This window comes from Pseudoalteromonas sp. S2721 (genome assembly GCF_005887425.1).
In the GTDB taxonomy this organism is placed as follows: Bacteria; Pseudomonadota; Gammaproteobacteria; order Enterobacterales; family Alteromonadaceae; genus Pseudoalteromonas; species Pseudoalteromonas simplex.
Window position 1 is genome coordinate 48467 of record NZ_PNCZ01000038.1, and the last position, 21840, is coordinate 70306.

Annotated in this window: 14 protein-coding genes; 8 read left to right on the plus strand and 6 right to left on the minus strand. The window is 42.5% G+C overall.

All coding sequences use genetic code 11. The features are described from left to right. The first annotated feature begins 319 nt into the window (after positions 1-319). Positions 320-2485 carry a M3 family metallopeptidase gene (locus CWC02_RS14585; protein WP_054553617.1) on the plus strand — a complete coding sequence of 722 codons (2166 nt, stop codon included), beginning with the start codon at positions 320-322 and terminating at the stop codon, positions 2483-2485. 348 nt (positions 2486-2833) lie between these two features. Here CWC02_RS14585 and CWC02_RS14590 read toward each other — a convergent pair whose 3' ends face one another. Next, entirely contained in the window at positions 2834-6838 is a 4005-nt protein-coding gene (locus tag CWC02_RS14590; protein ID WP_138619008.1) for a rhombosortase-dependent M36 family metallopeptidase, read from the minus strand. 127 nt (positions 6839-6965) lie between these two features. On the opposite strand from CWC02_RS14590, the gene CWC02_RS14595 reads away from it, so the two are divergent. Continuing rightward, positions 6966-7460 (plus strand): serine protease external chaperone, encoded by a 495-nt coding sequence (locus tag CWC02_RS14595; RefSeq protein WP_138619010.1) that lies wholly within the window; start codon positions 6966-6968, stop codon positions 7458-7460. Between the two features lie 255 nt (positions 7461-7715). Here CWC02_RS14595 and CWC02_RS14600 read toward each other — a convergent pair whose 3' ends face one another. Both CWC02_RS14600 and CWC02_RS14605 read right to left on the minus strand, forming a co-directional pair. Then, positions 7716-8417 (minus strand): M15 family metallopeptidase, encoded by a 702-nt coding sequence (locus tag CWC02_RS14600; RefSeq protein ID WP_138619012.1) that lies wholly within the window; start codon positions 8415-8417, stop codon positions 7716-7718. A gap of 52 nt (positions 8418-8469) precedes the next feature. Then, entirely contained in the window at positions 8470-10095 is a 1626-nt protein-coding gene (locus CWC02_RS14605) for a sensor domain-containing diguanylate cyclase (protein ID WP_249364116.1), read from the minus strand. A gap of 195 nt (positions 10096-10290) precedes the next feature. Here CWC02_RS14605 and CWC02_RS14610 point away from each other — a divergent pair, with 195 nt between their 5' ends. Beyond that, positions 10291-11478 (plus strand): acyltransferase family protein, encoded by a 1188-nt coding sequence (locus tag CWC02_RS14610; RefSeq protein WP_138619016.1) that lies wholly within the window; start codon positions 10291-10293, stop codon positions 11476-11478. 50 nt (positions 11479-11528) lie between these two features. Here the strand turns inward: CWC02_RS14610 and CWC02_RS14615 are convergent, their stop codons facing one another. Then, positions 11529-14402 (minus strand): FAD-binding and (Fe-S)-binding domain-containing protein, encoded by a 2874-nt coding sequence (locus CWC02_RS14615; protein WP_138619018.1) that lies wholly within the window; start codon positions 14400-14402, stop codon positions 11529-11531. A gap of 350 nt (positions 14403-14752) precedes the next feature. Here CWC02_RS14615 and CWC02_RS14620 point away from each other — a divergent pair, with 350 nt between their 5' ends. The 5 genes from CWC02_RS14620 to CWC02_RS14640 are packed head-to-tail and all read left to right on the plus strand — an operon-like array spanning position 14753 to position 19851. Beyond that, positions 14753-16561 carry a glycoside hydrolase family 3 protein gene (locus CWC02_RS14620; protein WP_138619020.1) on the plus strand — a complete coding sequence of 603 codons (1809 nt, stop codon included), beginning with the start codon at positions 14753-14755 and terminating at the stop codon, positions 16559-16561. A gap of 46 nt (positions 16562-16607) precedes the next feature. Beyond that, the gene (locus tag CWC02_RS14625) at positions 16608-17405 is read left to right on the plus strand and encodes a putative hydro-lyase (protein WP_138619022.1); all 798 of its coding nucleotides are present in this window, start codon (positions 16608-16610) and stop codon (positions 17403-17405) included. Positions 17406-17411: 6 nt separating this feature from the next. Beyond that, positions 17412-18143 carry a 5-oxoprolinase subunit PxpA gene (locus tag CWC02_RS14630; protein WP_138619034.1) on the plus strand — a complete coding sequence of 244 codons (732 nt, stop codon included), beginning with the start codon at positions 17412-17414 and terminating at the stop codon, positions 18141-18143. Beyond that, positions 18128-18991: a glutamate cyclase domain-containing protein gene (locus tag CWC02_RS14635; RefSeq protein WP_138619024.1), complete on the plus strand. Its 864-nt coding sequence runs from the start codon at positions 18128-18130 to the stop codon at positions 18989-18991. The genes CWC02_RS14630 and CWC02_RS14635 overlap by 16 nt, the downstream gene beginning before the upstream one ends. Before the next feature lie 2 nt (positions 18992-18993). Then, on the plus strand, positions 18994-19851 hold the full coding sequence (locus CWC02_RS14640; protein ID WP_138619026.1) for an aminotransferase class IV: 858 nt from the start codon (positions 18994-18996) through the stop codon (positions 19849-19851). 49 nt (positions 19852-19900) lie between these two features. Here CWC02_RS14640 and CWC02_RS14645 read toward each other — a convergent pair whose 3' ends face one another. Both CWC02_RS14645 and CWC02_RS14650 read right to left on the minus strand, forming a co-directional pair. Continuing rightward, positions 19901-20881: a WD40 repeat domain-containing protein gene (locus CWC02_RS14645; protein ID WP_138619028.1), complete on the minus strand. Its 981-nt coding sequence runs from the start codon at positions 20879-20881 to the stop codon at positions 19901-19903. A gap of 196 nt (positions 20882-21077) precedes the next feature. After that, a complete protein-coding gene (locus CWC02_RS14650; protein WP_138600123.1) occupies positions 21078-21338 on the minus strand; it encodes a hypothetical protein in 261 nt (86 codons plus the stop codon). Between the last annotated feature and the right edge of the window lie 502 nt (positions 21339-21840).

Genomic DNA, 21840 nt, shown 5'->3' on the forward strand with positions numbered 1-21840 from the left:
TTGGACACTGTTATGAGTCAAAAAGATTAGTTGGATCAGGCTATTTAAGCTGCAAAGTAATAAGTGGCTTTCCGATCTTAGAGAATTTTAACGACTTATCGCAGCCAATAATCACCTTATCGCAACGTATGAGGTCAATTGTAGTAAGACACAGTATGCTGGGCTCATTGATCACATGGTGATACCTGCCTCACATAAGTGCTTTTTTGTAGCACTTTTTGTAATTCGTTTTAACCGCTATGCAAATCAAGAGCTTATAAAACGTATGTGCAAGGTTATATCGACACAATTTAATTTTAAAAATGACAAGAGAAAAACTATGAAACACCTAATCGCAACCGCGATCAGTTCTGCGCTGTTACTTACAGCCTGTTCAGAACCGCAAACAACAACATCAACGCCTAAATCAGAGCAATCAGCGCCTGTTGCTGCAAATGAGCAAGCTAACCCACTGTTTGTGAAAAGCGTATTACAATACGAAACGCCTGATTTCAGTGCGATTAAAGATGAACATTTCATGCCGGCATTTAATAAAGGCATGTCTGAGCAAATGGCTGAAGTGCAAGCTATTATCAACAATCCAGCAAAGCCTGATTTTGCCAATACGATTGTTGCGCTTGAGAAAAGTGGTGAGCTATTAACACGCACACGCAGTATTTTTTATAACTTAGCGGGTACGGATTCAAACCCGGCACGTCGTGAATTACAAAAAGAGTTAGCGCCAAAACTAGCGGCTCATAGCGACAACATTTTCTTAAATAAAGCACTTTTTGAGAAAGTAGCGGCTATTCACAGCGAAGCTGACAGCCTTGCCTTAACTGCTGAAGAAAAGCGTTTATTAGACGTTTACTACAAACGTTTTGTGCGTGCTGGTGCAAAATTAAGTGCAGAGCAAAAACAACAAATTCGTGATATCAATACAAAGCACTCGAGCTTAACAACTCAGTTCTCACAAAACTTATTAGCGCTGACTAAAACAAATGTTGTTTTAGTGGATGACAAAGCAGAGCTTGAGGGCTTACCAGCAGGTCAAATTGAGCAGCTTGCCAATGCCGCTGCAGAAGCTGGCCATCCAGGCAAATACCTAATTAAGATCACAAACACCACGCGTCAGCCTATTCTGGCAACACTGAAAAACCGCGATTTACGTGAAAAAGTATGGCGTGCATCAGCTGAGCGTGCATTATCGGGCGAAAATAGTAACCGTGATATCGTGGCAGAACTTGCTCACTTACGTGCTCAAAAAGCGAAACTATTAGGTTACGACAGCTGGGCTGATTTTGGTTTAGAGTCGCAAATGGCGAAAAAACCACAAGCTGTATTTGATATGTTTGCGAGCATGATCCCTGCATTAATGCAGAACGTCAACGCAGAAGCAGCTGCAATTCAAGCTAAGATTGATGAGTCAGGTGAGCAGTTCAAATTACAGCCATGGGATTGGTTATTCTACGCAGAGCAAGTGCGTAAAGATAAATATAACCTTGACGAAAATGCAGTGAAAGAATATTTCGAGTTCAACCGTGTTTTAGAAGACGGCGTATTCTTCACCATGAACCGTTTATACGGTATCACCTTTAAACCACGTAACGATATTCCGGTTTATCACCCGGATGTAAAAGCCTATGAGTTATTTGATGAAAATGGTAAAAGCTTAGCCATTTTCTTTGCTGACTACTTCGCGCGTGAAGGTAAACGTGGTGGTGCTTGGATGACTTCTTTCGTTAAACAATCAGGCCTTAAAGAACAAAAGCCAGTTGTCGTAAACGTAATGAACATTCAAAAAGGCGCGAATGGCGAACCTACGCTTATCAGTTATGATGAAGCAACAACGATCTTCCACGAGCTAGGCCATGGCTTACACGGCATGTTCTCAAACGTGAAGTATCCTACTCTATCTGGCACCTCAGTATCACGTGACTTCGTTGAATTCCCATCAACATTTGAAGAAGATTGGGCAATGTATCCTGAAGTTATCGCTAACTATGCGAAACACCATAAAACTGGCGAGCCAATTCCTGATGAGCTACTGAAAAAAGTAATTCAATCACGTAGCTTCAACCAAGGTTTTGATACCCTAGAATACGTTGCTGCTGCACTACTTGATATGGAATGGCATTCACTCTCTGCTGATGCTCCTTTACAAGACATTGAAAAGTTTGAGCAACAAGCGCTTGCAAAACATGGTGTTGATGTAGCATTTGTACCACCTCGTTATAAGTCAGCCTTCTTCTCACACTCAATGGGCGGCGGTTATTCAGCGGGTTACTATGCTTATATGTGGAGTGAAATCTTAGCAGCAGACGCCTTTGCCTTTGTTCAAGAGCAAGGCGGTCTAAAACGTGAAATCGGTGATAAATACCGTAAAGAAATTTTAGAAGTCGGTAACTCACGTGACCTAATGGAATCGTACAAAGCATTCCGCGGTCAAGAGCCAGACACCTCAGCATTATTAAAACGCCGCGGCCTAAAAGCAACCGTTCAATAGCTGACCTTAAGCTTTAAGCTGTAAGTCAGAAGTGTGGGGTTATCGAGTGTTTATTAACCCCACAGCATTCAACCTGTTGACTCTCCACGTAGGTTGGGTAGAGCGCAGCGAAACCCAACATTAAGAAACTGTCAGCCTTCAGCTATCAGCGGTCAGACGCGCGAAACAAGTTTCACGCCTACGAATGTAAACATCAGGCGCTAGGTGCTAGGGCCTAGGACGCGATGTAAAATCGCTGCCACCTCGCATCTCGTACCTTTCCCCTCGCTAACTTTACTCTCGCTAACTTAAAAACAAAAAAGCCCTTACAGCGAACTGTAAGGGCTTTGTTATCACTATTTAAAAGTCTTATTTACGTTTACGGCGACGGCCGATAAGCGCTAATGGTGCAAGTAGTAGTGTTAAGAAACCAAAGCTACCATTGCTAGATTTAGTTACTTTCTTCTCTTCTACTGGCTCAGCTTCGTTAGTTACGGCAACAGTGAACTGCTCAGATACAGAGTCTGTACCATCGCTCACTGTTACTTCAAATACTAACTCGTCATCGCTTGAGATAGCACCAGGCGTGAAGCCTAGAGTCGCAGTATCAGCACCTGTAAGTGATGCTGTTGTGCCGCTTAGTTGCGTCCATGCATAGCTTAGTGTGTCATCACTGTTACGGTCTGACGCTGTTGCTGTTAATGTGCCTGAAGCAGACTCAGACACTGTCGCATCACCTGCTACCGAAAGTAATGGTAGTGCATTATCACAAGCGAATGTATCACCAGCAATCACATTTGAGAAGATTGGTGTCGTTACATTGCTAACAGTTACGTTATCAATCCACCAGCCAAAGCTACTAACGGCATTATCAGATGAAATACGGAAACGAAGCTTGGCACGGTTACCGTTTAGTTCAGTTCCGAAACGAATTGTTTCGTAGTTACCATACACATCGTTTTCATCAACATTGTTACCTGTGAAGGTATCGCGATCTTGTAGTGCTTGCGCGTCGTTTTCGATTAGAGGGCCATCGTAACCCACATCAAATGTACCACCCATTTCAGTAACATCAACCCAGTTACCGCCGTTTACGCTGATTTCTACAACACCACCATCCCACTCGTTTTCGATTAGGTAGAAGTGCCAGAATGAAACTTCAAAGTCACCCGCAAAACCGATATCAAACTCTCTTGATTCGATTGCAACATCAGACTGGAAGTCATTGTTATTTAGGTACATGGTTTGCTCGCCAAGACCAAACCCAAAGCTATCAAAAAATGGAACGTAACCACCTTTTGCCATGCTTTGCGTGCCAACGGCTAGGTCATCACCTGTCATTACGTTTTCTTTCCAGTCACGTAATGATGCACCTGCAATTTCCATATCGTCAGCAGTTTGTGAACTAACTGGTGCTTTATCTTCAAAGTCCATGTTCACAAGGTAAGATACTTTATCGGTTGCTGCTTCAACAATTTCGTCATCAGCAGACAGTTCAGGGAATGACACTTCGATTTCAAGTGTATCAGCAGTGCCTGCATCATTTAGCGTAAACGTGATAGGCGCGCTTGTTTGTGAAGCATACGGGTTTGTATCGTCGAATGTAATTAAACCATCATTTTCGAACGTTACATCGTGACCGCTAACAACTGTTAACTGTGCTTGTGTACCCGTTAGTACTTCACTACCTGTGTTCATGATGCTAACAGTTAATGTGCCTGTTTCACCTTTATCTAGCACGTTATCGTTTGAACAATAACCTAATTCAGCACCGTTGTAGTTTGCATTCATTGCCACATCTTTCAATGTGAAGCTAGCAAGTTTCATTTTGTCTGATTCAACAACACCGGTTAAATCTTCGCTGAAACGCTCTGGTGCTACAGCACCTAAGCCCATACCACGCTTAGCAAATGCACCTAAGATTAGTTTGTAATCTTCTGGGTCTACTGCGTACGCTGCAGCTAAGATAGCATCACGTGCTTCTGTGTATAGCGGAGCAACAGGAGTTAGCTTGTAACCAGCAACTAAGTAGTTAGCCATGCGGTTTTGTGCGTCTTCAAAGCCGTGCTCGTTGATAAGTGCTACATAGCTTTCCCAAAGCATAGTTGCCCAAATTTCACCTGCTGCGTGTGGTGAAGCAACACTTGTTGGTGCAATGCCTACATCAGCACCTTCATTTTCAGTAATGTGACGGAAAGACAGCGGGTTTACTTCCATATTAGTTGAATATGGAACACGACGGATACCGTAGTAGAAATCTTCTACGAAAGTACCGCTACCGTAGGCTTTTTGGAACTTGTCGTTACCTGGAATGTTAATGTCATCAGCTTTAGCAATGAACATAAGTGAGTGGAAATCACCCCAACCTTCGCCCATCGCACGGCCTTGGAAGTTGATAAGACCTGATGAGTTACCCACTAAACGGTTACTGATGTAGTGACCCCATTCGTGAGCAATAATACCGTTATCTAGCGTACCGTCTTTTAACGTTGCTTTGTTGAACATGTTCACAGTAACAGTGTCGCCTGCAGCGATACCATCGTAAAGTGCGTGACCGTCAGCATAGTTCAGACCCATGTTAGGAATGATAACGGCATCATCTTCACCGCCCATCGGCGCTGGTTCATCTGTATCAGGGTTGTTGTTTACAACGATTGCACCAATTGCACCCGCTTCTTGAGCGTGTAGTACTTTTGCTGTGAAGTTACAAGAGCCACGATCAACTAGCGCAATTTTGCCAGCAAGTTCAGCTGCATTTGTTGCTGGTTGACAACCATCTGTTACGCTACCAGAATCGGCATCATCGCCATCAACTAGACGAACAACTTCGCCTGCGATATCAGCAAATTGCATTTGACCAAAGCCTGATACTTTAGAAGACTCTAGAAGACCAATTGATTCGTCAGATGTAACAACCACACCAAAATCTACACCCACTTTCGCATCTTTCGAGTTGTATAAATACATTTGCATGCGTGGGCTTGCACCGTCAGCAGGGGTTGCCATATTAGCGTTATTTAAACCGCTATTATCTTGCGCTTGCGCTTCGATAGGGTCGCCTTCTACACCACCACGGCCGTAGTTTGATACTTGCGCAACATTTGATGTTTCGTCAAAACCATGGTCATAGAAGAAATCGTGTAAGAAGTTGTTCATATAGAACAAGTTAACGATAGCTGCTTTACGGTTGTCGTAGCTGTTTGCTACTTGATCAACTTGATAAGGGTAGTCAAATGTGTAATCTGATGTGGTTTCAGCTGTGAAGTCACCTTCTGTAAAACCTTGTGGTGCGATAACATCAGCATAAGCAAATACGTTATTACCTGATGTTGTTGTAGCATCATCAGCAAGCCATGGATCCATCGTGCTTAATTTTTTGTAGTAAGACAGGCTTACGAGTGGTGCATCTAGGATTTCAGTTTCATCAATTTGATCTGGGCCATCAGCTGGGATCACGTCACCGTGTGGACCTTCCCACGGGTAACCATCTTCGTCAGCCCATACACGGTAGTTAAAGTCTGCCGCGTGTGCTTTTAAGTCTTTCTTGAAATAAACTTTGCTGTTTTGCGCGCCAATAACGTAGCTGAAGTAATCGCTTTCCAGGCTGTTTTTATCAGCAACTTCTACTTCAACATAGTATGCAGATTGCAGCTCACCCGCTACTTCAAAGAATACTTTCTTAGCACGTGGCTGTCCTAATACAACTTTGTCACCGTTTTGGTTAGACACAGTGTACTTAACATAGTCGCCTTGCTCAGTTGATTTAGTTAAAGACACATTGATATCAGCAAGTTCTTTAATTGCACGTTTAATGCTTTGCTCAGCACTTGTGAACTCACCTAGAGGAGCAACTGAACTCGTCACTTTATTTGCGAAATACCCAGAGCCAGCAACTAAATTATGCTCTTTGTCCATAATCAGGTTATATTCACGGTTGAAAACTTCAACGCCGAGTACTTTTTGCTTGTATTTAGCTGTGATTGAGCCAAGTTTTTGCTCAGATAAATCTGTTAATACAGCACTTGAAAAACCTTTTTTCGCAGTGCTAACACCCGTTAAGGCATTTAAATAAAAATCTGCAGCATAGGCATTACGTTGCTCAGGAAGCACCATCGCCATATCAGGTTTAGCTTGACCAACTGCTTTCCATAAGAACGTAGCTTTACCTAACTGCTCATCGAAAATTGATTTGTGACCCGAAACAGTTCTTCGCTCAGCTAATGCACGTTGTTGAGATACTTGGGGGTTGAATTGCACTTGTGAGCTAACGCTTGAAGTATTATAAAAACGAGTTTGTTCGCTTGCCTGTACTTGAGATGATGCCAAAATAGCCGTTACCATAGTAGCAACTGCTGTTACTTTAAATTGTGACATTATTTACGTTCCCTATTGTTATATTTTTATTTTCGGTTAACAATCATAACCAATTCCAATGTACCTAATAGAACAATTAAAAAACAGAATTAATTGTAAAAAAAAGTAACAAAAAAACAGGTGGGGTATGAAAAAAATATTTACAATACAATTTCTTACATTAATTTTAGCTCTAATGACTGGCTGTCAAAAAAATGAAATAAGCGAGCAAGATACAGTACAACAGCCAACAACCAGTTCACAAAAAGAACAAATTTCAGTTAAAGATGTTAAAAAAGCAGTCGAAATCAACAAGCAAAAATTTACGAACGCTTTTAGTAATAATGGCGAAAAAATTACCTTTGATGCACCGACTTTAACCAAGGGCACAGAAGTCTTTAATCACGCAATGCAAGAGCGCGGCATTGCAACGGGTGCAATTTACTTAACGCTAAAAGAAAATAGCTTACCGGTAGAGCTTAGCAGTCAATATGCGCTGAAAAAAATGACCAACAAAAGCTACCGCTACCTTGCAGAAAAAGACACTGATTTATTAAAAGTGCAAAACGCTTTTAAACAAAATGCCAATGTCGATGTTGTTGAAATTAAAGTTGATTATTCACCGGTAAAAGAGGTGATGTAGGTTGGGTAGAGCGCAGCGAAACCCAACGTGAAGAAGCTGTCAGCCTGTAGCAGCGGGTTTATCCCGCGTCATCATACTAGGTTCTAGAAGGAGCTGTCAGACGCGTGAAACAAGTTTCACGCCTACATCAAACCGTAGGCGTCATGCTTGCATGGCGTGTCTAACATTCAACGCTATTTAATCAAGCTGATTCAACATTCAAAAACAACACTTTTCGGCTTAAAACTTACAGCTGAAAGCTTAAAGCTGTTTTACCTACTCCACCACAAAATCAAAATAGGTTGCGGGGTATGCTTGCGGTTTGTAAGTAAAATGCCACCATTCCATTGAATAAGGCGCAAAGCCGGCCTCAGTCATCAGGCTTTTTAATTTGTATCGATTGGCTTTTTGCTCTGCACTAATGCGTGGGTCGTCGGTGTTAGAAAGAGTGTCGAACATATCAAATGGTGAGCCCATATCGAGCTCATTGCCTTTTGCATCAACTAAGGTTAAATCAATCGTTGAACCACGGCTATGACCCGATTTAGCAGCGATGTAATCACCAAGCAGTTTGTCTTTGCCTAAGTTTGGATAAAACTCAGCTTTAGTGCGGGTATCTTCTAAATCGTTAACCCAACGTACAAAGTGATCAACAGCGCGCTGCGGGCGATAACAATCATATATTTTCAAGCTCAGGCCTTGGGTTTGCGCTGCTACTTGCACTTTTTTAAGGGCTGTAGCAGCACTGTTGTGCAATAAACATTTTGGCGCATTGTAACCATCAACAGGTTTGCCAACAAAGTTATGATGGCCAAAATAACGAATATCTAACACAGCATTCGGTAGCAAAGCACCAACATCCACAAATTCGCTACGTTTATCATCGCTTGAGTCTGCATAAACATTGCCTGTTAAAATAACAGCAATACTTAACAAGGAAATGGATTTAGGTAAACGAGTCAAAAAAGTGAATGCCATTTTGGTTTTCCATAAATAACTTAATAACATTCACTATTGCACATTAAATAACTTATTCCAAGATTGGAGACTCAGAAATAGTTGTGAAATCTTGGCCATAACTTGCATTAACTACAGAACGATTGCGGCCCGTTTTTTTAGCTTGATATAAGGCTTGGTCAGCGAGCTTAAGTACTTCATCAATGTTCAGTTGCTCAATCGGCCAACCAGATATACCAATAGATACATTAATGCAGCCAACAGGGTCAATGTAGCTTTCAGATATCCGCATCCGCAAGCGCTCTGCAAGCTGATACGCCCGTTTGACCTCAACTCTTGGCATGATCACAATAAATTCTTCTCCACCAGTACGAGCAACAACGTCGCTATCACGAGTTACATCTAACAAAATTTTAGCAAGCGACTGTAATACCACATCACCAATATCATGCCCAAACTCGTCGTTAACCCGCTTAAAGTGATCAATATCGATTGCCAAAACTGCAAACGGGCAGCGCTGTGCAATAAAATGACTTAACTGCGCATCAAAGCTTCTACGGTTGTGTAACCCTGTTAGTGAGTCTGTCTGTGCTTCTTGACGTAACAAACCAATTTTACTGTGTAATAAACCAACTCCCTTTAACATTGCTTTTCTAAGCTCATTACTTTCAAAATACCATGAACGAATTAGCATTAACTCGCGTGTTGTGGTTGGCCTATCCAACGTATTTGCGGTTTCAGCAAGTTGCCTCAATGGGCTCGCTATTTTTCTAGCTAATACCCAAATTAATATTAAAGTGATGACACCCACAGGCGCCGTTTTTATGAAGACTTGCCACATTAAATTATCAAGCGGTGCTAATGTGTCTTCAAGGGGTCGTTGTGCAATGACTCCCCAAGGAGCAACGGTTAAAGGAGCAAAGCCAGCCAACATTTCAACCCCTTTGCTATTACTTAATAGTTCAGTTCCGGCTTGCCCTTTCAAAACAGCCTTGATCACAGGGTTTTCAAAAACTTGCTCCCCTATCCTTTTTGTATCAGGGTGATAAAGCAAGCGATGATTCTCATCAACAACATATAAATATGAACCATCGCGATAATAGTGAACTTGTAAAAGCTGGTTTAGAATGCTTGTGCGCTTCAAATATAATGTACCGCCGACATAGCCAATGAATTCACCTTGCTTATCAAATAAAGGCTGAGAAATAAAAATCAGCAAATTTCCCGCCATCGAAATATACGGTTCGCTGATCATCGGGGTTCGATAAGAAAGCGCAGCTTTAGTCCCAAAACTATCAACTTTGCGATTTTTAAGTTTTAAGGATTGCGGTGATACCCCTAAGATATCGCCTTGTTTATTAACAATAATGGTCGAGTTAAAACTGTTAGTTTGTAATCTCAATCGTTCTGCTTCAGCATTTATCAACCCTTGATTATTAAAGTCATTTTCAAGAATTTTACCTACATAAGCCAGTTGCTGCTGCGCCGCCAATAAAAAATTATCGGTAGCCGATACCAGTTTAGCTGCGTAAGCTTTGTGATTTTCAAGCGTTTTATCTATTAGTTGTTGCTTTTGAACTTGATAGCTCGAGTAATAACTGTTTAGAAAGGTGATTAGCGTTGCCGAAAACGCTAATAATAAAATTAAGCGGCGCAGATTTAAACCTGCCTTAAGACCATTAAGCACTGTAATTCTCACATCAAAGCCCAATGTCCATATCGGGTACATCTAATACATTTATACTAGCAATTTATCACTACAGCCTCTATAAAACTTTCGTCATAATTTGATTTAGCTCAATGATGATGCAATAAAATCAAAATTTATATTGACAAATAAACTTGCCCAAAAGGAATAATTTATTACAATAAAGAAAAAATATAGAAATTTTTCATGTTTAAACATAGTTCTGCGATCATCAATAAACTCCCTTCACATCGCCTGATGGCGTTAGATGTAATGCGCGGTTTGACTATTACCGCAATGATATTAGTGAATAACCCTGGCAGCTGGGGAGCGATGTATTGGCCTTTAAAGCATGCTGACTGGCATGGTTGGACACCTACCGATTTAATTTTTCCGTTTTTTATTTTTATTGTCGGCATGTCTATCACGCTATCAGTAAATAGCTTGCGTGCTAAAGGGATCAGTGATCAACACATACTAAAAGCAGGGGTTATTCGTACCATTAAACTCATTGCTCTCGGTTGGTTTTTAGCCTTGTTTTATTACAACTTTCGAGATCCTTCTTTTAGCTGGGTTGATGACAAGTTATTACAGCTGCGCGTGTTAGGTGTGCTGCAACGTATCGGTTTGGTCTATTTAGTAGCTCTGTGTTGTTATCTTTATTTATCACCTAAGAAAATAGCCATTACTTGCATCGCTCTTTTATTATTTTATGGTGCCGCCATGCTTTATATCCCGTATACCTTGCCAAACGGCGAGGTAGTGAGTGGTTTATGGTTACATGGCAATAACTTAAGTGCCTTCATAGACAATACCGTACTTGGTAGTCATCACCTGTATTATGCCAATGCTAAGCCACTGCCATTTGACCCTGAAGGACTGTTCTCAACACTGCCTGCCATTGCAAGTGCGCTAAGCGGCATATTGGCTGCGGTTTATTTAACTAAGCAACCCGACCTTAAAAAACAAGCCCGTACACTTATCTTACTGGGCACATTAGCCGTTATTGCTGGCTATGCGATTGCACTAATAACACCTATCAATAAAGCCTTATGGACGCCGAGCTATGTGCTACTCAGCTCAGGGCTTGCAGCGATTTTCTATGCACTGTGCAGTGCTATTTTAGATATTTATAAGCTGCGTAGTTGGGGCGCTCCGTTTATTGTATTTGGTGCGAATGCGATATTATTTTTTATGTTTGCGGGCGTGTTTGCACGGCTATTAATTATGATCCCGCTCGGCGATAGCAGTTTAAAAGGCAGTATTTATGGCTTAATACAATTAGTGATCAGTAATGATCACCTCGCTTCATTTAGCTTTTCACTGCTGTTTTTAATGGTGTCTTATGGTGTGATGTACGGCTGCTACCGCAAAGGCATTTTTTGGAAAGTGTAAGCTTTAAAAAATAGATGAGCCAGTCAGCAACTGGCTCATCAAATTAGCAATTAAGCCTGTTTTATTGCATGGCTTTGCTTATCGAGTAGATACAAAATTGACTGATAACTAATGCCACTGTGTTCAGTTAAACCAATTTCGCAACTACGGCTATTAGACACGCCGCGATTACAGTTCTTTGGTACCTGTTGTTTAAGGGTTTTTAACGCATTGCCATTGAGTTCTGGCAAGTTAAAGCCCTTATCACCTGCAAAACCACAACACTCAATATCAGCTGGAATAATCACCTCATTACTACATGCCTTGGCAAGTGATACTAGGCTTTGCTCTTTACCTAATCGCTTAGAACTACAAGTAACATGGAGCATCACCGGCTCTTGCACGGGGGTTACCTGCAAATTAGGCAGTAAATGTTGGGCTGCAAAATCAGCACTTTCATAAATTGTGAGTGCCGTATTTTGCGCGGTATTAAGAGTAGTAAGTGCACAAGGGCTGGCATCAAAAACAATGGGATATTGGCCATTATTTGAAAGCGCCTCGAGCTCAGTAAGTAACTGCTTACTTTTATTTTTAAACTCTTCATTAAAGCCTTTACTAGCAAATGGCATACCGCAACAAAGTGAATCTACTTGTTGCGGAAGTAGCACTTCATAGCCTGCTTTGGCAGCGAGTGAATAGATAACATCTAGCAGTGGGCGCTTATCATCCGCAAACTTATCGGGGGCAAAAATCCGGCTGGCGCAGCTTGGCATATACACCAACTTTTTCGTTTGTTGGAGCTGCTTGAATTGCTTATTAATTGGTTGCTCAGCTCTTGGCCATGCCGAGTAATAAAGCGGTGTACCAAGCAACTTATTGGCAGGCTTGCTTAGGCTTCTTAGGTTACTGCTGCCGATTGCTTTTTCGAGCACCTGCATCACAGTTAAACCAAACCGTGCACCCTTAGCAACAACCGCAAAATGCTTGCTAGCAAAACGTGATAATGATCGCGCAACTTTGTTCGATGAGGCTTGCTCTGCTCTGAGCGATTTTATAAATTCGCCCGTGTTTATTCCCACCGGGCATTTAAGGCCACAAAGGCCCGTTGCCGCGCATGAATCTATACCTAAGTATTTAAAGTCGGCCTCGATAACACTGAGCTTTTGATTTAACTTCTGCTTGCTTGCTAAATCTTCGGTTGTTAGCAATTGATTGTGTAACTCGGTGCGGTGTCGCCATAAAGTAATACGCTGCCTCGGTGTTAAGCTAAGCCCTTTTGACGGGCAAACAACTTCGCAAAAACCACATTCAATACAGGTATCGATAATATCATCACTTTTTGGCATGACTTTTAAATGCTGAGTGTGAGCATTTTTGTCGTGATTTATAATAACCCCAGGGTTAAGAATATTTTGTTTATCGAATAATGCTTTAAGCGCAACCATCACCGCAAAGCCATCGTCTCCCCATTCGGTGGCAACAAACGGAGCCATGTTACGCCCAGTGCCATGCTCAGCTTTTAATGACCCTTTTAGTTCAACCGCCACTAAGTTCGCCACATCAGCCATAAATTGTTCGTATCGGCTTACTTGCTCTGGTGTATCGAAAGCTTGGGTGAATACAAAATGCAGATTTCCGGCAAGGGCATGGCCAAAAATAATGGCTTCATCATAACCATATTTGATAAATAATTGATGCAGCGCATTTACGCCCTCAGCTAATTTATCAAGAGCAAAGGCAACATCTTCAATAATCACAGTAGTGCCAGTTTCGCGCACTGCGCCAACCGCAGGAAAGGTGCCTTTGCGGATATTCCAAAGTGCCGCATTACGGGCGCTGCCTGCTGAAAACTCAATCGCTGCCAGTTGGCTTTGCTTAAACTCAGCAAGAAGTTGTTCGGTGATGTTAGTGAGCACATCGAGAGCCTGTGCATTTTCAGCTCTTAACTCGATTAACAGTGCCGCTGACTGCTCTGGGTAGCTGGCCACTTCTTTTGGCATTATGGCGTGTTCAGATACCGACATCAGGGCACGTTTATCTAGCAGCTCAACGGCCGCAACATCAACTTCACTCAGCCTTTGTACCAGCTCACACACCTGGCTAATGTCATCAAAAATAAAGAAACCTGTGTGTTTGTACTTATGCTCAACTACGGTGTGGTAGGTGATATCGGCGATAAAAGCTAAGGTACCTTCAGAGCCGATAATTAAGTGCTTTATGATTTCGATTGGATCAGAAAAATCCAGCAGCGCATTTAAACCATAACCCGTGGTATTTTTTAACCGGTATTTATGGGTGATGCGCTCACTCAAATCGGGGTTTTGCTTTACGCTATCAACAAGGCTCATTAGCTCATCAACCCAAAGACTATGGCTTTGTAAAAAGGCATTACAGCTTTGGCTATCAGCCGTATCTAGCACAGTGCCATCGGCAAAAATGAGGGTCATATCTTTTACTGTGTGATAGCTGTTTTGCGCCACCCCACAACACATGCCCGATGAATTATTTGCCGCCATTCCGGCTATTTTGCAGCTATTAATTGAAGCGGGATCAGGGCCAATTTTTTTACCAAACGGGGCTAATACTTGATTTACTCGAGCACCAATGATCGCCGGTTGTAAACGGATTGCCTCGGCGTCATCAATAATCTCAAACTTGCTCCAACTATCGCACAATAAAACTAATACCGAATCGGTAATTGCTTGCCCAGATAAACTCGTGCCAGCGGCGCGAAAAGTAATGGGAACCTGTAGCTCGTTGGCAGTAATGATCACTTGCCGTGCTTGATTTTGATTGCTCACTAATACAATTAACTCAGGGATTAATCGATAAAAGCTAGCGTCAGTCCCGTACGCATAACGGCGCGAGTAATCTTCTATTAATGCAGACTCTGGTAAAAAAGGTTTAATTTGCTGTTTAAATGCGTGCAATCGAGTAAAAGCCATCTCGCCCCCAGGCTTGTCATATTTACGCTGATGATTATGGAATATATTATTACTTTAAATTGTACTAAAAAGCGACCCATTAAATTGATAAATTATCAACTTGCCACGCTTTTCATCAGTATAAAGGTTTGGTTACTTAAGCTTATTAGCCCTATTTGGTGATCTAACTTAGCTTTTTGCAGTCGGACTCAAAAACCGCTAGGGTAGCAAAAAAATACTGTATTTATATTTAAAAACCCATTAACATCAAGAATAATTTATTCTAAAAACTAAATAAGCGTTTTGCTTTGGAGCTTGCTGTGTTAAATAAGTTTGCACTATCGTCACTGGTTATCGGATTAGGATGTTTCATGCCATTACAATCATCATTTGCTGAGTCTGCATTAACTTTAAAACAACAGTTAGGGCAAAAGCTCATGCTTGACCTACGTTATTACTGCGAGCAAGACCCTGGTGAGCAAAAATGCCGTACACCGGTGACAGAACTGCCGGCCGATTTAGCAAATATCATCACTAAACATAACATTGGTGGGGTGATCTTATTTGCAGAAAATATCGATACTGTGCCGCAAGTGATCAAACTTAACAATGACCTACAAAAAGCCGCTGCTAAGTCAGAGTTAGGCTTACCGCTGTTTATTTCGATAGACCAAGAGGGCGGCCGAGTTGCCCGTATTCCTCGTGATGTAGGTACATCGTTTACCGGTAACATGTCGATTGGCGCGACCTATAAAGAACATGGTACCCACTTCGCGACTGAGTCTGCCCGCATTATTGCCGACGAACTATTAGCACTGGGTGTTAATGTTAACTATGCACCCACGGTTGATGTAAACATGAACCCAGATAACCCCGTTATTAACGTGCGCTCTTACGGTGAAGATCCGCAATTGGTTGCAAAACTAGGTGGTGCCCAAGTAGCTGGGTTTGAAAACAACGGCGTTATTTCATCGTTAAAGCACTTTCCGGGGCATGGCGATACCAATGTAGATAGCCACACAGGCCTGCCAAAAGTAATGCATGATAAAGAAACCATTTGGCAGCAAGACTTACCCCCTTTTAAAGAAATTATTAAAAACCAACAACCGGGTATGATCATGACTGCACATATCCAATACCCCGCCCTCGACGACAGCACGTTTGTCAGTAAAGAAGGCAAAACCATGATCAAACCTGCAACGATGTCGCGCAAAATCATCACCGACTTGCTACGTGATGAACTTGGCTATCAAGGTGTGGTGATCACAGATGCCCTCGATATGGCGGGGATCAGCCACTTTTTTGAACCAATTGAAGCGGTAGTAAATACCTTTGCAGCGGGTGTTGATATTGCCCTGATGCCAATCGAAATCAGAAGCCCTAAAGACTTAGCTGTACTTGAAGCCCTGATTGAGCGATTAGAGCAAGAAGTACAACGCGGCACGTTAAATGCCAACGAAATGAGTGCTTCTGCTACACGTATTTTAAAACTTAAAGAAAAGTTTAAGCTCACTTCGTTGCTTGATGACAAAGCAGCCATCAAAAAAGCGCAGCTTTTACTCGGTGATCAAAGCCATAGAAAAGTAGAAGCCGAATTAGCATTAGCTGCTATCACTGAAGTGAAAAACGAGAAAAACACCTTACCGCTTAGCATTAAATCGAACAGCAAAGTGCATATTATTATGCCAGATACCCGTAAATGCTATGCTCTGCAGCAGGCGTTAATTGACAACACCGATAAGTTAATCAGCTTTAGCTGCACAAGTTTGCAAGGTTATGAGCCGCTTGCAACATTAAAAGAAATTAACGAAGCGGATATAATCATTGCCGCCAATGCGTCACCAAAACAAAGTGCTGTTGAAGTCGGCGGGATGGATGACTTAGCTGACAACCCGGAGTTTGCAATTGCTAAAGCCGACCAATCTGCGGCATTAGAGTCATTGCTAAAACAAGCAAAATTAGCCCATAAGAAGACTATATTTGTAAGCTTACGTGCCCCTTACGATATTGCCCAATTCGGGAAATTTAGCGACGCTGTACTTGCTACTTATGCTTACAATATTGATGTAGATACTGATGAGAAAATTGCAGGGCCAGCTTTCACAGCGCTGGCAAAAGTATTACTAGGAAAAGCTCCTGCAAAAGGACAGCTACCCGTTACTATTAATGATATGAACTGAGTGTTATTGTAAAACTATCAGTTAAGCATTTGGTAAGGATCGGTATATGCAAAAAAATGCATCATTAACCACTCCCGCAGCTATACGAAAAATGGTTCGCGCAGGAGATTACAGTGGTAATACATCGGGCTTTGCACCGGGCTTTGTGCAGGCTAATTTAGTCATTTTACCCAAACAGTACGCGTTTGATTTTTTGCAGTTTAGTCAAGCAAACCCAAAATCGTGCCCAATTATTGCCTCTAGTCGCTTACCGGGCGTTGCCGATATGCCAAGTGTTGGTGAAGACATTGATATTCGTAGCGATTTACCTCGTTACCGCGTCTTCAAACATGGCCAAATGGTTGAAGAAGTAACCGATATTACCAGTCACTGGCGCGACGATTTAGTCACCTTTTTAATTGGTTGCTCGTTCTCATTTGAAGAAGCGCTGATTGCCGCAGGTCTTGAAATCAGAAACATCAGCGAGCAAAAGAATGTGCCTATGTATGTGACTAATATGGCGTGCCAGAGTGCGGGAATTTTCCACGCCAATATGGTTGTGAGTATGCGCCCGATGAAACCTGCCGATGCCATTCGCGCTATCCAAATTTGCAGCCGCTTTCCAAGTGTACATGGTGCGCCAGTGCATTTTGGCGACCCTGCTGCAATTGGCATTAAAGATATTAACAAACCTGAGTTTGGTGATGCGGTGACCATTAAAGAAGGCGAAGTGCCCGTATTTTGGGCCTGTGGTGTTACTCCACAAGTCGCGATTGCCAACGCGGCTCCTGATTTTTGTATCACGCATAGTCCAGGACACATGCTGATCACTGATATTCCAAATAGTAAAATGGCAGCGTTATAAATGACGATGAAATTAAACTGCGACCTTGGTGAAAGCTATGGCATGTGGAAAATGGGCTTAGATGAGCAAGTTATGCCACATATTGATATGGCAAATATTGCTTGTGGCTTTCATGCTGGCGATGCCGATGTGATGGCAAACACCCTAGCCCTAGCCAAGCAGCACAAAGTAATGGTTGGCGCGCACCCAAGTTACCCAGATAAGCAAGGTTTTGGTCGCCGCTCAATGGTTATGAGCGAAAAAGAGCTGACCAATTGCCTGCATTATCAAATTGCTGCAATTGACGGTATGGCTGCAGTACATGGTTTAACGCTCGAATACGTTAAGCCACATGGCGCACTGTATAACGACATGATGAGTGACGAGCAAACGCTGAATATTGTCATGCGCGCAGTGGCAAGTTATGCAAAACCATTAAAATTAATGATTTTAGCTACCAACCAAGCTGCCAAACACAAAGTACAAGCCAACGATCTGCAACTAGAACTCATTTTAGAAGCCTTTGCCGACCGTCAATACACAGACGAAGGTAAACTTGTTGCACGTTCTTTAGCGGGCAGCGTACACGACAAAGCGGCGCTAATGGCACAGGTAAAACAGTTAGTTGCACATGGCACAGTTACAACGCGAAGTGGTCAGCAGCTGGCACTTAATGCCGATAGCCTGTGTGTACATGGCGATAATGAAGCGGGTATTGCACTCATTCAAGAGATCAAAGCACTATGTCAGCAAGCCTAAGCGACGCTGCGCTCAGCCAACACATAGAAACCATGATGGTTGAACAAAACCCACGTGGTATGCAGCAATTATACGCAAAACAACTAACGGGTACGTATTTACGCGCAGCAAAATACCTTTATAAAGTACAAGGTACTGTGTTGATAGGTACGGGCTTTGCGGTCAACAATACCTTCGAGACTGATGGTCCGGTTGGTGCAATTGCACTTTACAAGGTACTCGAAAAGCTTGGTAAACAGCCTATTTTGGTTACTGGCAACCCCCTTTACAGTGCCCTGAAAAATGACTTTAACTGTTTTGAGCTACCTATAAATAGCATTGATAATGCACACACTTTTAGCATTAAAGCCCTTGCGCAGCTAAAACCTGAGTGTGTTTTATCAATAGAACGCCCGGGGCTTAACGAGCATCAGCGTTATTATAATATGCGCGGTATTGATATTTCGGAGCATTGCGGCTGCTTTGATTTTTTTGTGACAGAAGCACCTTGCCCCACCATAGCGATTGGTGATGGCGGTAACGAAATAGGCATGGGTAACCTTGCACAGCATATGCAAGCGCTAAACATCACTCCTTGTTTAACAACCTGTGATGAGCTGTTACTCGCCGATGTATCTAACTGGGCAGCATACGGACTCATTGCCTTTTTAAGTCGCTGGCATAACACTGATTTGTTGGCTGATATTGAGCCACTCAACATTTTACATTACCTAAGTGAGCGCGGTAGTGTCGATGGCGTCACCCATAAAAATGAGCTCACCGAAGACGGCCTGCATGCAATGCATGGTCAACAATTAATAACTCGGCTTCGCCAACTTGGCGGCTTTACGACAGAGAATGAGGTTTAACAATGGGCACGGTATACCTAAACGGTGAATACCTTGGCGCTGATGAAGCAAAGATTTCACCCATGGATCGCGGCTTCTTATTTGGCGATGGCATCTATGAAGTGATCCCATCATACCAAGGCAAAATGCTTGGCTTTGGCGCACATATTGAGCGTATGAATAACGGTTTAAACGAACTTGAAATTAAGCTCGATTACAGTGCCGATAGGTGGCGTAAAATCTGTAATGATTTATGCGAGAAAAACCAAGGTGATAATCTAGGGATTTATTTGCACGTTAGCCGCGGCGCCGACACTAAACGAGCCCACGGCTACCCAACTAATATTACCCCGACCGTATTCGCGTTTGCGTTTGAAATTCCGGCAGAGCCAAAAAGCGATATCGACAATGCAACAACTTACACCGTATCACTTGAGCAAGACCGTCGCTGGCAACGTTGCCATATTAAATCAACGGCACTGCTTGGCAACGTGATCCATTTCCAGCACGGTGCAGCAGCGGGCAACAAAGAAACCATTCTATTTAACCGCTTAGAAGAAATTACCGAAGCAAGTTCAAGTAATGTGTTTATAGTAAAAGATGGTGTGATCGGCACGCCACCACTTGATAACCAAATTTTACCGGGGATCACCCGCTGGTTAATCCTCAATATTCTTCACAGTTACAGTAACTTTAAAGTGCAAGAGCGCATTATTAGTAAAGACGAGTTACTTGATGCCGACGAAGTATGGATCACCAGCGCCACTAAAGAAGTTGGCCCAGTTGTAAAAGTAAATGGCAAGTTAGTTGGCGATGGTAAGCCTGGTGCAGTTTGGCAACAAGTGCAAAGCTTGTTTACCAAGCATAAGTTTGATTACTAATTTAATCGCACTCAAAAACAAACGCCTACTGCAAGTAGGCGTTTTTGTTTTAGCTTTTATTTGCTTTATAAGGCCAAGCTTGCAAGAGGCCGTCACTGGTTTCTGAATATAGTTGCTTACCATCGTAAGCCACACTCAGAACCGACGTTCGCTGGCGCTGTTGTTTAGCTTCGTATTCAGCGATTAGTTCACCATCTGCAACGCGATATAAACGCATCTTCATTTTTGGCGAGCCCGTTAATAGCCATTTATCTTGATTAATAAATTGCGATGCGGTGAATTCAATAAAGTTAGAGTATGAGGCCACTTCTGATAGTTCTTTTTTCTTGGCTAAATCAAAGAATACACGATCATCAACCGAGTCAATTGCAAAGCCCAAGCTTGCTGTTTTATTTAAAGTAACGTGATTCACTCTGGTCGCTAAACGCTCTTCAAAACGAGTGCTGCCATCGCTCGTTGACCAAAGCTTTACGTACTTGTCGCTCGAGCCGGTAAACGCCCACTGACCATCAGCCGATAACGCCACGCTATTAATATCTAAGCGATGAATATCAAAACGCTTAGTATCACCTGTACGGGTATTTATTACCTCAGCCTTGCCGCTACGATAAGCGATAACCAACGTATCGCCTACGGCTGAAATAGCGATGTCTCTGGCGATTTCTTGCCCGGTGAGCCAAGTACCAATGCTACGCCCTGTGCGAGTATCATATAAAGTCACCGATAATCGATTTGAAATGAAAAAACGAGATTTGTTAGCGCTAAAACCCACAAGCTCAACATGTTCAGCGCCCTGCCCTGTTATACAATCGTATAGACGCGCTTTTAACTGATTATCCCAAACGCACACCTCAGATTGGGTTGCCACTAACGCGTGACTAGCATCCTCGGTTAGTGCCGTGGCACTTAGTAACTCATTGCCATGGGCAAACTCACTACTAGCAGGGGCAGTAAACACCTCACCTCCACCACAGCCCACAAGGCTTAGTGCAAATACACAAGCAAGAGGTTTAAACAGTTTCGACGTCATGATTATTCTCAATTTTATAATTATTTTGTATAGAGGCAGTGTAATGAAAATAAGCGGAAGTTGGTAGGGGAACTAGCTGTCAGCTTTCAGCCGTCAGCCATCAGTTTTTGTAGGCGTGAAATTTATTTCGCGCGAAGCGCTGGCAGCTGTGCGATGCAGCGGCGCGCCATGCAAGCATGGCGCCTACAAGAAACGATTATTGGTCTGTTCTGCTCACGATTTCGTAGCCTTTGGCTTCATAATCGTTGATGCATTTTTGAAATTTATTTTGAAGTTTTATTTCATCAAAAAAGCCTAGTGAGTATGCATCACACTTTACTTTCATATGTTCACTGTTTTCCAAAACCGCATTTAGTTTGAGCTCAGCAAAACCAAATTTATAGGCTAATTCTGTGAACTGTGAATACAGAACCAAAAGCAGTACAGCAAGAAGGGTAAGCGTTAGTGTATTTTTCATTTTTATTTCCTTTAAAAGTGTTGGTAAAAAGACTGGAGCAATTATCGAACCAACAATATAACCTCATATAAATCAATAAAATGGATTATTCACGCAAAAGCATAGTTGATATTTCCACCAATAAATAGTGAAAAAGACAACTATTTCCTAAAATAAATACAACCGTATTGTGATGTGTGTTTTTAAGGTGCGAAGTACGAGATTCGAGATGCGAAGTATGAGATTCGAGGTGCGAAATGCGAGGACCGAGATGTGAGGTAGGAGGTGCTTTAGCGCCGAACAACAACTTCCTAATCACAGCTTAAGATTACCCTACAATTTTCTTGTAGGCGTGAAATTTATTTCGCGCGAAGAGCCGGTAGGTATGCGATGTTACTGGCGTGCCATGTGAGCATAGCGCAAAGAAGAGTTAAGAGTTACGCGGCATAAAGCTACATAAGCTAGGCCCTGTTTCCTAGAGCCTAGCGCCTGTTAACTTTCATGATCTGACTCCATAAAAGTA